Source organism: Virgibacillus chiguensis (assembly GCF_900129865.1).
GTDB lineage: Bacteria > Bacillota > Bacilli > Bacillales > Amphibacillaceae > Virgibacillus > Virgibacillus chiguensis.
The window spans coordinates 187,680-202,060 of record NZ_FQXD01000004.1 but is presented as its reverse complement, the minus strand read 5'-3'; the positions used below and the strand labels follow the sequence as shown (position 1 = coordinate 202,060).

Below are 14,381 nucleotides of genomic sequence, written 5' to 3'. Positions count from 1 at the left end.
CACGCTTCCACTGATTCTTCCTTTTTCTAGTAAACTTACTTACCATACTAATTAATCATCTGTCATTGTCTTTTTAAAGCAACTATACATGAACAACGCTGCAGCAAAAACCCAACCAGAAATAATTGCTAGTGGCATCCAAGAGCTCGTATCGTGGAATTCAATAGCTTGCATAATTGGAAAAGTATCAGTAATTTTCATAACGATCCCATCCTCGTCTAGCTGAAGAGAACCAAGGATAGGTGTAAAGCCAAACAAAAGCATGACAGGCATGGTATATGCAGACGTTGCAGAAATAGATTTAGAAAATAAGCCAATACCAATACCTAAAAATAGAAAGAACAAAAACAATAAAAGCAACGCAAGAATAGCTTTCCCGTTTAAGAATGGGTCACTCCCTATAATGGCTAAAGATACTGTTAAAGAGACAAAAGTTACGAGTCCGACGACGAGACTTTTACCAACAAGAATGTCTACCATGGAGGCAGGTGACTGAATCAGTCCGCGTAATGTTTTCTTTTCATTTTCTTCAGCCATCATGGTCATCATACAGGTTGACGTAACAGAAGAATACGCTATTCCTACATTTAGATACAAGAAATAGATTGGAAACTCTTCCCCATTACTCATCTGCTTATATAATAAGGCTAGTCCTATTGGGATAAGCGGCATCATCAATAGCATCATATTTTTCATAAAATCTTTTATATCTTTTTCAAAAATAGCGCTTATGCGTTGAATATTCATCATACCAGCTCCTCCCCTGTTACTTTCAAAAAGACTTGCCCTAATGTTGGTTTATCTGTCTGCATGGATTTCACCCGATTATATACAATTAATTCCTTTATTCGCTCTGCATTGTCTGGCGTATTTTTAATCACAAGCCGCTCTCCTTCATATGTTTCGATATGAAAGGTGTGCGTTGAATGCTTGTAGCGAAGCTCATCGGGATCATCCAATTCGACTATTTCCCCTTCGTGAAGAAAAGCAACACGATCGCATAAGGAATTCGCTTCTTCCATATTATGCGTAGTTAGAAAAATCGTCGTTCCTGCTTCATACTTAACAACATTACCAGATGGTTATGAATTGAAAAGAATTGATAAGTCATTAGCAGGAGACCCAAATTTCAATCAAATTTCAGAGGATTTTACAAGTCAATTTGATTCTATAGATGATTATATAGAAAGAGGAATAGGTTTTGGAATTTTGCACAACGGAGAAGTTGTGTGTGGTGCTTCTTCCTACAGTATTTATAATGAAGGAATTGAAATTGAGGTTGCTACACATCGTAAGCACAGACGGAAAGGTTTGGCTACTGTAGCATCAAGTGCGCTACTTCTGGAATGTCTTAAAAAAGGAATTTATCCTAGTTGGGATGCCGCTATTGAACATTAATATCATTTTTAATCATCAGATATAAACAATGCAACGATAGTAACAAGATTTTTTTGAATGGATCGTTTACATATAGAGTAAAAAGGAAAATTAAAAATCCTTAATAGATATATGGCTAGATTTATCAGAAAACAATCCCTACAGCTAATTCTTAATTACAGTTATGGCAGTTGTAAACCAAATAGAACATAACCTTATCCGTATGCGGTGAAGGAATTGAACTGGCTAAGAATTAAAGGTCGGTTAAAGAAGCACCATAAAAATCATCAGAATGAATTATGCAGTAAAGCTTTATAGAGAGCGAGATACAACTGTAAATCAAATTTGTGAATTTGGGCTCTATTATATAGAAAGCTATCGGAAGGGAACAGTTGATGATTTATACCAAAAATCGAAATTATATAATAGGAATTAAATTTCATATAGAGGTGGAATTATATGCCTAAAATTGACAATATGTTAGCAATTCTATGGATGCTTCGTTCAGGTAAAAAAATTACTGCCAAACAAATTTCTGAAAATCTAGAAATAAATATAAGAACTGTGTATCGTTATATTGATACAATTTCAACAAGTGGCGTACCTATAATTTCAGAACCAGGACATAACGGTGGATACACTTTATTGACCATTTTATGGAGGCACCTCTTTTTTTTGATTTGGAGGAGCAAACTGCGTTGTTTCACGCTGCTGTTTTTGCAGAAGAAGCTGGATATTATGGAGGTGAAGCGCTAAATAGAGCCATTTCAAAACTAAGTAAATACTCAAATCAAGAGCAGAAAACAAAAGTAAACCAACATTTTACTAGTCTTGAAGTAATAAGTCGATTAAGTTCACTCTCTAAGGAACCTTTTTTGAAGGAGTTGGAGCAAGCCGTAGCTGACAGGTACTCAGTAAAAATTCTTCATCATAAAAGCGGCAAAAAGCAATTAAATAATAGATTGATTGATCCGTACAGAATGATCTATTGGAATAATAAGTGGTATGTGATTGGGTTTTGCCATCTTAGGAATGATATCCGTAGTTTTAGAGTGGATCGAATTGAAAATCTAATGCTAACCGAAAATAAGTTTAACCCCCCAGAAAATTTTTCTGCACGTGACTTTTTTATGAAAAACCTTCTTCCAACTATAGAAGATAAGGAAGGAATTATTTCTTTGGTTATTAGTGGAGATAAAAGTGTATTGACTGATATTTGCCAACATTGGTTTTTAGGACATTTACAAGAACGGACTACAAATCAAGCAGTTTTTCTGCTTGAAAAAGATATGATACATACATATGTACCTTATTTACTATTACCGTACAATAAATCTATTCAAGTTATTGAGCCAATCAGTCTAAAGAAGAGACTGATTGAAGTTCTTTCGGAATTAATTAAATTTCATCAAGTATGATAACTTCCCTGATGTTAGCTGTCAGGGAAGTTATATTATAATAGCTATATCAATTGGGATTGGAGTGTTTCTGCATGCAAACAAAAAAAGCATTTCTATATGTATTTCATACCATGTCGGACTGGGAATATGGATATTTAATTGCTGAACTAAACTCAGGAAGATATTTCAAAAAAGATGTAGCACCTTTAAAAGTAATTACAGTAGGAGCTAATCAAGAAATGATTACTACAATGGGAGGGCTGAGTATAAGACCAGATATTTCCATTGTTGAATGTACGCTTGAGAGTAGAGATCTTTTAATTTTACCAGGAGGGACTACTTGGAGGGAAGAAATTCATCAACCTATCTTGGAAAGAATTGGCCAAGCTTTAAAGCTTGGCACTATTGTTGCTGCAATTTGTGGTGCAACTGATGCCCTCGCGAATATGGGATACTTGGATACTAGAAAGCATACAAGTAATAGCTTAGAATATACTAAAATGGTCTGTCCCAACTATAAAGGAGAAAAGTTCTATAAGATGGAATCTGCGGTATCTGATATGAATTTAGTTACTGCATCAGGAATAGCCCCTCTGGAATTTGCAATGGAGGTACTAAAAACAATGGATGTATGTACACCAGATGCATTACATGCATGGTATAACCTAAATAAGACGCATAAACCTGAATACTTCTTCCAGTTAATGAATTTAATAAATAAATGAAATAACTAAAAAGCTTAATTTCTCTAATTTTAATTTACAGAGAAGTTTGGCTTTTTAGTTTAGAATTTCATTACCGTTGTAAATCTGCATTTACTTGACGCTATCCCAATAAGAATGCACGTATATGTAGAGCTCACATACTATTATTAGTACTATCTTGTTCGAACGATATCCCCCGATTACAACTTGATTAACTGGTCATAGAGACTATTTGTTAATTTTTATTATTGAACAGTCGCCTTAGACTTTTTCCTGTAGATAACATATAACAGCGCATATCTATACGACGATATGCGCTCTTTGCACTCACACGAAATGTACCAATTTCATTACATTTTTACATCTTCCATCGACAAGCTCATTGTTGGACTTGGAGGACGTGATGCAGTTTCCTCATCTAGTTTAGTCGTAAATAAAATTCCACTGATTAATAGAGCCCCACATGCCATTGTTAGTACTATTTTTTTCAAACGATCCCCTCCCCGCTTACAACTTGATTAATTGGTCATAACTGCTGTTTGCTAATTTATAATATTCAACAGACTCCTTATATTTCCCCTTTTCCTCTAGATGAGTAGCTAATAACTTCGCATAAAACACTAAATTGCTATAATCTCCTCGGCGTGTTAAATAAGGGATAAAGTCATCCGTTAATATCGTTTTAAATTTTTTAAAATCATCGTAAAGTAAACATGTATATACTTGAATCATGTAATTGTGATACCCATTATAAAAGTCATCGTATTTACATTTTGCTAGTTCTAATATCTCCTTAGCTTGCTTTACGTACGCTTTTGCTTTTTCATATTCTCCAATCATATAAAGCTCCTGAACTAAATGAGTTAGTGCATCTATTTTGGTTTTATATGCTAAATCTTTCGTTTCTATCGCTAATAAGTAATGTTTAATCGCTTCTTCTGAATTTCCCATCATGGAATAAAGATAACCGAAATTATAATGTGCTAAATAAACGATTGTTTCATTCTTATTTAATTCTCCTAAGTGTAATGCTAAATTATAGTTTTTTATTGCAGCATCTAAATCTTTTACCCTTTGATACGATATACCTAATATAATATGACATTGCGCACAGCGATTAAAATTGTAGTTTTGCTGAAATACCGTCATTGCACGATTCGCATAATCTACAGCTTCTAAATCTGCACGAAGATAATTATGCGTTATCGATAATGCATAATACAAATCAGCTATTTCTTTATCAACAATATTAGCTAAACGAATAACTTTTTCTGCCAATTTATAATTTCGTAACGCTTCTTGATGAACTTCCTTATGTGTATAATAATTTCCTTTAAATTTATGCCAGTAATAGCTTTCTTCGTAATTAAACGAATCAGCCATATCATGCAGTTTATTCATTATATGTAAAGCTTTCCCTAAATCACGTAAGACGATATAATAACGAATGGTATGTATTTCAAACATAATCGTATGTTGATTAATCTTACGTTCCATTAACGGTTGTAATTCTTCATACTTCTCTGTCATCACCTTCTTATCATTCTCGTCAAACAACATATCATACCATTCTTTACACTTCTCTTCTATTTCTCTATCTGTGTCTTCGGAAATTTCAATCCCTAATCGATCACAGAGTAACTGGAGGATTTCTGGACTTGCATTCGTCTTTTGATTCTCTATTTTTGATAGATAGGACAAGGAGACGATACCCTCCGATAATTCTTCTTGTGTCATCTTGCATTTCAATCGGTGCAATTTAATAAATGAGCCAATATGCACTAGATTCACCCACTATCCTTAAACTAATAACCTTTCTAGTTATATTATACCATTAATTCAGAAAAATCATATTGAGAAAATAATCTGATTTTACAGCGTTTTTTTAGCTGAATTACGCTACTAATTTATTGATTTTCTTCAAAGAGGAAAATACCAAAAAAATACAGCTTTCACCAAAAGGGTTGGAAGAAGCTGCTAAACTATGAATAAGCTAACATGTTATATTCCTTTTCATGACTGTTTCAAGAAACCTTTCATCTATCTATATGGGAAATAATGCATACAACCATTAAACAGGTACACTAAAACCATTGTTCTTTTCCTCCGTTGATTGCTCCCCATTTTCCTTTATTTGTTCTTGAATCGTTTGGAGCTTCTCTTCTAACTTTATTAATTTTTCTTGCTTTCTTTCACTATAAATTCCTCTATTTGCATCTAACTTCATTTCACTTTCAAGCGTGTTTTTTTCCCGCTCTAGCCCTTTGAAAACATGATTCATTTTTTGCGTTTGATCTAATGCAAAGGCTTGGGTAAATAACTGTTCTTCCTCTGATTGTGGAGTCTCATTCTTCTTTACATCTTTTTCCTTCCCAAGTGCTTTCTCTTGCTCTTTCATCTGCTGTTTAACAATTTTATTGTCAAGTTCAGCAATTTGCTTTTCAAATTCCTTCAACTGCTCTTGAATGCTTGAAATATCTTTTCCAGATTCAAGTGTTTTCTCCGTCAAATTGATTCATCTGTAACCGTAAAATATTTTACGCTTACTATTAACCTTATCTAAATTTAATAATGAACAAAATAATTTTGTACCCCTACTTCCATAGCAATAGATGTGCTCCAATTTAATTATATTATAATTGAAACTCCGCCTAATTTATATATATTATTCTAATTATATTGACAATTAAAAATGGTTTTGTTATAAATACTATGAGGAGGGAGGGAGATAAATGAAATTAAAGAAAAAGATTGTATCTGTGGCAACCATAGCCATTTTAGCGGTTGGTTCAATAGGAGCCTCTTCTGCTACTGCGAGTGATGATCTTACTCCAGAAGTTGTAGATTATGCTGGAGAAAAACAAGAAGTAGTAGAACCACAAGCTGTACCTGCAGTTGTTGGAACAGCCTTTTTATCAGGCGCTGCTGGTGCTGCCGGTGCTAAAGTTGGTGATTGGGTTGCGGATAAAATCATCGGTATTTTTAGTGTCGAAGAAGATCCTGTTTCTAGTAATGCAGACCTAGATGTTATGTTTGATTGATTATTACCAATAATTTTATACTAAAATTGGAAAGGGAAGCATATATTTCACTGCTTCCCTTTCAAATAGGAGGGAGAAGAAATCAAGATGAAAAAAATATTAAACATCTCATTAATATCATTGTTATCATTATATACTATCATACATTTTCTTATATTATTTTTACATACTGGACCAATTAATCCTGTTTATGCAAAATATCGAATTGCAGTAGAAAAGTATGTCAATCCATTATTGACTCAAAATTGGAATCTTTTTGCACCAGATCCAGTAGAGGAAACTCAAAATATTCTTATTCAGTATCGTACATCGACAAATGACACATCTGATTGGTATAACATCTCGGAATCACTTATAGAATCAAACCAGTCCAATATTATTAGTCCTTATAATAAAGCAGCACGAATCCCTTCAGGTTTATACTTTGGTATTTTTAAAGAGAATGAATTAATAGCTCAAATGGAAGAAAATACCTCTGAAGAAGAATTTGATCAAGCAATTAATATGAGTAAAATAGAAGAATCACGTTTAAAACAAGTAGATTTGTTGTATCGATTTGCTAACTCTGCCATTCCATTAATAACGAATGAAGAAGTAAAAGAAGTCAAAGTAAAAATAATGAATGTGAAGGCAGTACCCTTTTCTGAAAGACATAATCCAGATTACAAACAGAAGATAGAAAATTTGGAATTTGAATGGAAAGAATACTTTCCAGTTTTATCATTTTCATAAAAAAGGAGTCTATAAATAATGATAAAAGTATATAATTGGTTTAAGTCACCACAACATTTAATAGGGGCTAGTATTCTAAGAATTAGCTTTGGAATATTAATTGTTTATACATACATAGTAAATTATCCACTAAGACATTATTTTTGGGGAAATGAAGGTATAATTGATAATGCAACTTATACAGAGATGAATCGAATATTTTTCTCAGTATATGGTTTGTTTGAAAGCCCTTTTATTTTTGAATTATTTTATCATTTAGGTATTATTTTTGCATTTTTATTTACGATTGGCTTTGGGGGCAAAACCATACAAATATTAAATTATATCTTTACATTTTCACTTATTAATAGAAATGGTCTAATTAGTGACGGTGGGGACAATCTTATGTATATATGTTTGTTATATATGCTTTTCATGAATGTAACGGCATATTTTTCTTTCAAAATAAAAAAGCAAGAATCTAAGTTAAAAATTGAATGGAAGGATCAGTTAGCAATTATTCATAATTTTGGTTTTATCTTTGTAATTGCTCAATTATGTCTAATGTATTTTATGTCTGGATTGTATCAGGTGATAGGAGAAAGATGGCATACTGGAACAGCGGTATATTATGTAATGCAAGTCGAACAGTATTCAACTCAGTTCTTACCTGATTTTCTTTTGAATAATCCAGAGTTTATTGTTTTAGCAACCTATGCATCAATTTTAATTAAACTAGCTTTTCCATTTGCAATATTTAATAAGTATACTAAATATATAGTCATTTTTAGCATTGTATCATTCCATATAGGAATCCTTTTCCAAATGGGACTTGTTACATTTTCATTGATTATGATTGCTGTAGATTCCCTTTTAATTTCCAATTCAGAGTACCGCTGGTTATATACTAAAAGTGTTCAATTTATAAATAAAATACGTACCAAATTTAAACTTATAAGAAATACAGAGAGGAAGTCAGCATGAAGTTAAATCGAATTGCTTTTCAATACGTTAATAAAAGTAAAGATTCTATTGAAATTTGGTTGTCTCTTGCTCCTGGGACCGAAAATATATCCTTTCCTGATATTCAACCTGAAAAACATCAAGAACACCCTTTTTTAGGAAAGCTATATTATTTTAATGTTCCAAGTAAAAAAAAATTAACATACAAAGCAGTATATCAGCCAACAACAAATTTGAGTCTTTCAAAAGAAGAAAGAGATTACTTTTTACGCCATAGTGAACTCATACAAGTAAATAAGGAAACTAGAACAATGGCGGAAAAGATAACGGAAGGATGTGTTCATAAGGAAGAGAAAATTAAAGCTATATTTAACTATGTAAGGGATAACTTTAAATATTCAAGCCGTATCAAGGAAAGGGGTATCCAATATTGTATAACAAATAAGATAGGAGATTGCGGGGAATTGTCAGCAGTTGTTGCTTCTTATTGTAGATCTTTAGGGATTCCTTGTCGTATTATGGTTGGAGCTTTTCGCGGACGTTTTCAGCCACATGCCTGGAATGAAGTTTATTCGGAAGATAACGGATGGGTACCGATTGATGTCAGCGTTGCTATGTACACATTTTTTAGATATCCATTAAGAAATATTGGCGCTACTGTAAGATGGGGAGCATTTAGCAAGAAGGAACGGTATTTTGGAGAAATTGAGGACGGTCGAATTGTATTTTCGATTGATCCAGAAAGAAAACTTTATCCTACATATAATGATCGAACACCAGTGAATGACACTACTGTTTACATAGTAGGAAATGGTAAACTTGCCTGGGGATATGAATCAATACATGGTGCTGCACCATATATGCAACCCATCTATCCATGTTTAAATGATACGTATGAAACCATCAAAACGAAGGATTTATTAGGTACTTTTCATGTCAAATCCAATAATCCTATCGATTACTATTCCTATCAGGTTAAGATTTTTTCTTTTATTCTTGCGGTATTTTTTGTTTATTTAGACCTTATTATCAGTTTTTTTAATATAAGTATTCCTATTACAATGATTATTCATGGAGGAACATCATTGCTCTTAGGAACTTTTAGTATTTTAACCTTTATTAGAAGGGAATTTAACTTTCCAATTTTAATTTTATGTGTTTTATTTATGTTTTCTACGATAAGTACAATTTATCAATTTATGAGTGCCATTTAAGGAGAAAGTAAAAGAGAGGAAGAACAATGTCTGTTTAGTCTTACGATGACGCCTTATAACCTAGATTGTAAAATTAAGCGAGACACATAAAATATTGTCATCAGATTAGGGGCTTTAAGTGAAGGCCACCCTACCACCACCCTTGACCTTGTTTGTGTCCGTGGTGAGTTGTAAGCGGCGGATGGTTGAAAAAATGCCATAAGGCAACATCCGCATGAATAGCGTACCACGGACAATCCATTCTAAGCTCCGCTGGTGGGGCCCCGACCCCTTCCAGCGATCACTAAGAATGGGCACGGTGGTCAAGGGCAGGCAGCTAAAGCTGTGGTTAGTGTAATATCATAACTTCAAAGAGAGATGACACCATGCAATACAAAAAAGACATGCCATGATATACTCAATCAAAACCTACCAAAGTTAAGGAGAGTGTATCTGACATGTCCTATACCCATCTTACCAAAACAGAGATCATTTTCATAGAGGAATATCTTGAATTTGGTCTATCGGGTCGAAAAATTGCTGAAAAATTAAAGCGTGGTCATGAAACTATATATCGTGTAATTCGCGCACTGAAAAACGGTCTAACTGCGCTAGACATTCATTTGAACTATAAAGCGAACAAAGCTAAATGCGGTCGAAAAAGAACGCAGTTAACAGATGAAGAAAGGGCCTACATTGAAGAAAAAGCCCGTGACGGTTGGACGCCTGATGTTATCATCGGTAGGAATGAAAGAACTATTTCCTGTAGCATGCGTACCCTTTATCGTAAGTTTGAAGCAGGCGAATTCGATGTGAATACTTTACCTATGCAAGGCAAACGTAAGCCAAATGGCTACAAGGAAAAAAGAGGGAAACAAAGCTTTAGACGCGGCATTCAAGACCGAGACAATGACCATCCGAACTACAAGAAAGAATTTGGTCACCTAGAAGGAGACACGATTGTTGGTCGCCACCATAAAAGTGCCGTCATAACATTGGTTGAGCGATTAACAAAATGTATCATTGCCATTAAGCCAGAGGGAAGAAGAGCTGCTAATGTTGAATCATCGCTTAATGACTGGCTCGCTCCACTGCCGAAACACTTGTTTAAATCGATTATTTTCGACTGTGGTAAAGAGTTTTCTAATTGGAAATCTATCAGTAATAAGCAAGATATTGATATTTATTTTGCAGATCCTGGAACCCCTTCACAAAGAGGATTGAATGAGCATTCCAACGGTCTGCTTCGAAGAAATGGGCTACCAAAGGATATGGATTTCAACCCCATAACCCAAACGTATATTTCTGAAGTAGCACTTAGACGAAACAATTTTCCAAGAAAATCATTAGGTTACAAAACACCGATGGAGTGTTTCATGTCCCATGTCGATAAAGAATTTGATCAAAATATGTTGTCTCGCTTAATTTGACAAATCAAAAAATTAAAAATACTTCCTGCTGGGCTTCCTTTCCCTAGCACGATTGTATTTTTTATTCTAGTTACTAATTTATTAATTGCTCTTTATTCTATTATTTTCCATAAAGTAGCTATTGCGTTATTTATAGCTAATATGGAAAGGTCAAAAGAAAAAGTATTGGACTACGTCTATATGTATATTGCTATTCTTTTAACTGGCATAAATCACTTTGTACAATCTACATTAATAAAAATAAAAAAGCTTTCGAATAAAAATAGAAAATTTCCTACATGGTTTACACCGTCATATCCCCATTCATTTTTATTCAATAATAATAAAGCAAACATAGCGAAGATATATATATTACCCTTAACCAAGAAAATAAAGGCATTATGAAAACGGTCACTTTTCGTGAAATTAGTAGGATGGTCTTGAAACTTTTTCAATTTGTAATTTGGAACTCAAATACTAAAAATAGAAATAACCCCGAATAATTGCCAAATTAAAAGAACAACAAATAGTATAGCAAAGATTTTATTCCACAATAGTGGTAGAGTTTGTAATAATCTTTGTATATGATAATTGATGCTTGAAGTGAAAATAACAATATATTTAAATAAATAATTAACCGTTGTATAACATTCCTTAAACACATTAGCTTCATAAATTACTATTGTAAAAGGATGAAAAATAATCGAAAATGTTGCCACCATCAAATTTGTAGTGATCATTAAAAACACAATTGTACTAGGAAAGGGAATGCCAGCCCCTAGAAAAATAAGTGAAAATAGCATAATAAAAATAATAGTATACCCAAAACCAATCCACGAATTTTTCGGGTTCTCGGAAAATGAATAGGAATATCTCGGTCTGTTATTTTGAAATGCATCAATAAATGCTAGCAAAACAAAGAATGGCTGTGGAAAAAGCACAAAAATCATCAGAGCATAAAGCCCGTCCCAATTCCAAAAAGTATAGTTAATAAGAAATAGAAAGGATGTAAGAATAATGATACTGTTTGCTTTAAAAAAGAAAATGAATCCTGTTAAGGCTGCTGTTTGATTTTGTTTTTTTATTGATGATTCTTTTTGGTGCATTGTTTGGCCCTCACTTTCACGATTGTTAATTAAAGATACCTTCTAAAAACTTTGAAGTATCTGATACAAATCCCTCTAAGCTGTCAGTAACTTTTTCAGTTGTTTCTACAAACCACTCTTTGGATTCATCGTAACTATCACCTATCCACGCACCAACATTTTCATTTTACGTTTACCATTAAAAGCAATTTCTTTCGTTCCGTTTTGATTTAAGGTAATTTCTTCTTTTGAGCTTCCCTTTTTAAAGCACTCTTTAATATAGCTTTAAAATACGAAATATGCTTTGTATCTACTTCCTATTAAAAAACCACGATAAAATCTTTTAAATTTAAATTTATGCAAATAAACAGCAAATTAAATTTGATAAACAAAATCTAAGTAAGATGTCATACATAACCGAAAACTTGATTTAAAGTTTAGATTAAAAAGAGGGCTGTATTCCTCCAGTTAAGCAAGAAATACAGCTCTCTTTTCTTAAAATCTTTTTACTTTCTTTAACTTTTCTACACTTTTTGCTCATCTTTATTCCTTTTTTTAATTAGAACTTTTGCGGGAATGTGTACCATAGTGAATACGAAGAAAGGCATTAAACTATACAATATTATATTTAAATTTAATTCTACATTTACTATTAAAAAAAAGTAAAAAAATGAAATTAAACTTGATACAGTTCCAATTGCTGGCAACCAATTAATATATGTTTTAAGATTGTGTATTTGCTTCTCATTCATTAAGTACCACCACCTATTTTCTAAATAAATTGTATGGGAATATTTTGTTCATCCAGTAGATTATGAATATTCATTTCATTTAGCTGTTTTTAGTCTGGATCATTCTTCCTCTTTATCCATGGTGCATCAATTATACCAAAAAAAGTATGAAAAATCACTTATTTTAGAACTCATCTCAAGACGCCGCTTTAACATGGAGGAGAGGAAAACTCAACTCCAAAGAAGGGAGCGTTTTTGCAGCACAATTTCCAGAATCCATCATATTTTCAAACACTCATCTTCCTACATTTATTTTCCTTTCGTTTTCTTCCCCTAGCACCAAGTATCTCAATTCTGTCTCAGGTATCGCATGATATTCTTTTCGCTTCAGTAGATAAAAGCTTAATCCAAGTACAATCCAAATGACTAGTGCTACTCTAGATTCTATCCCCAAAAATGCCGGCGAACCTGGCACTAATAATAATCCAATAAATAACAAACTAAATAATGCACCTGTTAAAGCAAACAATTTTTTTACTGGGGCTACCTGTTTCTGAGGATTCCTTGCCCTATTTGACCATTGTAATAAAGAATAAGCTGTAAAACAGGTGTAAAAATATGCGATGGACACGCCTATAGAAGACATATCTACTACCCATAGCAATACTTCCCGACCAAACCATGGAGCTAGCATAGCAATGATGACGGTGAAAATGATTCCTGCATATGGTGTTTGGTACTTCGGATGCAGCTTTGAGAATATTTGAGGTAATATCTTCGCACGAGACATCGAAAATAATAAACGGCTTGTCGAAATAATAAATCCATTTAAACCAGTAAATATTCCCATACTTAATGCAACTGTTAAAATAATCAGACCTACAACACCAAGTTCCTGCTTAATAACAGTTCCTGTCCCCCAAATCAGTTGTTCGTTCACAACATCTAGCCAAGGCATTGGCATAGCAGTTGTTATTACCATGAGACTATAAATCAATGCCGCAGCAGTCAGGGCAAAAATAATCAGCCCAAACGCTTTCTTGGATGAAAAATTAAACTCTTCTGCAACCTGTGGCACATTATCAAAACCTACATACGCCCATGGAGCAATGGCGACAATCGAAATAATAGCTCCAAAAGTCGTTAATTCAGGATGAAATACAGGCTGGATATTTTCGAAACTAGACGTAGGTGACACACTGACCATACTAAATAAAACAAGAATGCTTGCCACCATGACAAAACAGAAGATGAACTGAGCGCTACCAGTCAATCCTGTTCCACGGATATTAAAATAGGCAAAAACAAGTAAGGCGGTCGTGGCAATAAGAATTTCGGTAACATACACATCCCAACCGCCTATTTCATACAATTTATACGTTTGTACAAAAGAAGGAAATACATATTTAAACATTAATGCTAACGCAGATGCATTTAATGCAACAATACATATATACCCTAACGTAAGAAACCATCCACTTATAAAAGCATGCGTCCGCCCTAAACCGATAAATGCATAAGCAAATCCACCACCCGAAACAGGGTAGTGCTTAATCAAAAAACCATAACTCACAGCAATTACCATCATTAATAAGGCACCAATAACCATTCCAATAACCACACCAAGTGGGCCTGCTTGCCCCATCCAGTTGGTTGGTTGTACAAACGCCCCCCAACCAACGGACGAGCCTAACGCAATTGCCAACACCCAATGCGGTTTCATTGTCTTTTTCAACGTTGTTCTCTCTTTCATATTCTCCTCCATGT

Annotated in this window: 14 protein-coding genes and 3 pseudogenes; 9 read left to right on the top strand and 8 right to left on the bottom strand. The window is 33.6% G+C overall.

Annotated elements, in window-relative coordinates; translation table 11 throughout:
* Positions 1 to 51 precede the first annotated feature (51 nt).
* Together BUB45_RS06660 and BUB45_RS06655 are read right to left on the bottom strand one after the other, a co-directional pair.
* Positions 52 to 750 carry an ABC transporter permease gene (locus BUB45_RS06660; protein ID WP_244527672.1) on the bottom strand — a complete coding sequence of 233 codons (699 nt, stop codon included), beginning with the start codon at positions 748 to 750 and terminating at the stop codon, positions 52 to 54.
* Positions 747 to 1,022 (bottom strand): ATP-binding cassette domain-containing protein, encoded by a 276-nt coding sequence (locus BUB45_RS06655; RefSeq protein WP_244527671.1) that lies wholly within the window; start codon positions 1,020 to 1,022, stop codon positions 747 to 749. The genes BUB45_RS06660 and BUB45_RS06655 overlap by 4 nt, the downstream gene beginning before the upstream one ends.
* A gap of 34 nt (positions 1,023 to 1,056) precedes the next feature.
* Between BUB45_RS06655 and BUB45_RS06650 the strand changes: the two are divergent.
* The 4 genes and pseudogenes from BUB45_RS06650 to BUB45_RS06640 all read left to right on the top strand — a co-directional run.
* Positions 1,057 to 1,386: pseudogene (locus BUB45_RS06650) on the top strand (GNAT family N-acetyltransferase); the annotation flags it as partial.
* 106 nt (positions 1,387 to 1,492) lie between these two features.
* Positions 1,493 to 1,773: pseudogene (locus BUB45_RS20375) on the top strand (recombinase family protein); the annotation flags it as partial.
* A gap of 63 nt (positions 1,774 to 1,836) precedes the next feature.
* A pseudogene (locus BUB45_RS06645) lies at positions 1,837 to 2,795 on the top strand (helix-turn-helix transcriptional regulator).
* Positions 2,796 to 2,869: 74 nt separating this feature from the next.
* Entirely contained in the window at positions 2,870 to 3,502 is a 633-nt protein-coding gene (locus BUB45_RS06640; protein WP_073006560.1) for a type 1 glutamine amidotransferase family protein, read from the top strand.
* A 329-nt stretch (positions 3,503 to 3,831) separates the two neighbouring features.
* Here BUB45_RS06640 and BUB45_RS19780 read toward each other — a convergent pair whose 3' ends face one another.
* The 3 genes from BUB45_RS19780 to BUB45_RS06630 form a co-directional block, all read right to left on the bottom strand.
* Positions 3,832 to 3,972 carry a hypothetical protein gene (locus BUB45_RS19780; RefSeq protein WP_170861720.1) on the bottom strand — a complete coding sequence of 47 codons (141 nt, stop codon included), beginning with the start codon at positions 3,970 to 3,972 and terminating at the stop codon, positions 3,832 to 3,834.
* A 16-nt stretch (positions 3,973 to 3,988) separates the two neighbouring features.
* Positions 3,989 to 5,263: a helix-turn-helix domain-containing protein gene (locus BUB45_RS06635; protein WP_084723560.1), complete on the bottom strand. Its 1,275-nt coding sequence runs from the start codon at positions 5,261 to 5,263 to the stop codon at positions 3,989 to 3,991.
* Between the two features lie 289 nt (positions 5,264 to 5,552).
* Positions 5,553 to 5,990 (bottom strand): hypothetical protein, encoded by a 438-nt coding sequence (locus BUB45_RS06630; RefSeq protein WP_073006558.1) that lies wholly within the window; start codon positions 5,988 to 5,990, stop codon positions 5,553 to 5,555.
* Positions 5,991 to 6,213: 223 nt separating this feature from the next.
* Here BUB45_RS06630 and BUB45_RS06625 point away from each other — a divergent pair, with 223 nt between their 5' ends.
* The 5 genes from BUB45_RS06625 to BUB45_RS06605 all read left to right on the top strand — a co-directional run bounded on the left by BUB45_RS06625 (position 6,214) and on the right by BUB45_RS06605 (position 10,819).
* On the top strand, positions 6,214 to 6,522 hold the full coding sequence (locus BUB45_RS06625) for a hypothetical protein (protein ID WP_073006557.1): 309 nt from the start codon (positions 6,214 to 6,216) through the stop codon (positions 6,520 to 6,522).
* 120 nt (positions 6,523 to 6,642) lie between these two features.
* Positions 6,643 to 7,254, top strand: a complete 612-nt coding sequence (locus BUB45_RS06620) for a DUF5819 family protein (RefSeq protein ID WP_139300103.1) — start codon at positions 6,643 to 6,645, stop codon at positions 7,252 to 7,254.
* An 18-nt stretch (positions 7,255 to 7,272) separates the two neighbouring features.
* Positions 7,273 to 8,217: a hypothetical protein gene (locus tag BUB45_RS06615; protein WP_073006553.1), complete on the top strand. Its 945-nt coding sequence runs from the start codon at positions 7,273 to 7,275 to the stop codon at positions 8,215 to 8,217.
* Positions 8,214 to 9,410 (top strand): transglutaminase-like domain-containing protein, encoded by a 1,197-nt coding sequence (locus tag BUB45_RS06610; RefSeq protein WP_073006551.1) that lies wholly within the window; start codon positions 8,214 to 8,216, stop codon positions 9,408 to 9,410. The genes BUB45_RS06615 and BUB45_RS06610 overlap by 4 nt, the downstream gene beginning before the upstream one ends.
* A 437-nt stretch (positions 9,411 to 9,847) precedes the next feature.
* Positions 9,848 to 10,819, top strand: a complete 972-nt coding sequence (locus BUB45_RS06605; protein ID WP_073006549.1) for an IS30 family transposase — start codon at positions 9,848 to 9,850, stop codon at positions 10,817 to 10,819.
* Positions 10,820 to 11,268: 449 nt separating this feature from the next.
* Here the strand turns inward: BUB45_RS06605 and BUB45_RS06600 are convergent, their stop codons facing one another.
* The 3 genes from BUB45_RS06600 to BUB45_RS06590 all read right to left on the bottom strand — a co-directional run bounded on the left by BUB45_RS06600 (position 11,269) and on the right by BUB45_RS06590 (position 14,367).
* Complete coding sequence (locus tag BUB45_RS06600) at positions 11,269 to 11,904, bottom strand: hypothetical protein (RefSeq protein ID WP_073006548.1); 636 nt, start codon at positions 11,902 to 11,904, stop codon at positions 11,269 to 11,271.
* Positions 11,905 to 12,407: 503 nt separating this feature from the next.
* Entirely contained in the window at positions 12,408 to 12,635 is a 228-nt protein-coding gene (locus BUB45_RS20130) for a hypothetical protein (protein ID WP_073006546.1), read from the bottom strand.
* Positions 12,636 to 12,909: 274 nt separating this feature from the next.
* Entirely contained in the window at positions 12,910 to 14,367 is a 1,458-nt protein-coding gene (locus BUB45_RS06590) for an APC family permease (protein ID WP_073006544.1), read from the bottom strand.
* Positions 14,368 to 14,381: the final 14 nt, after the last annotated feature.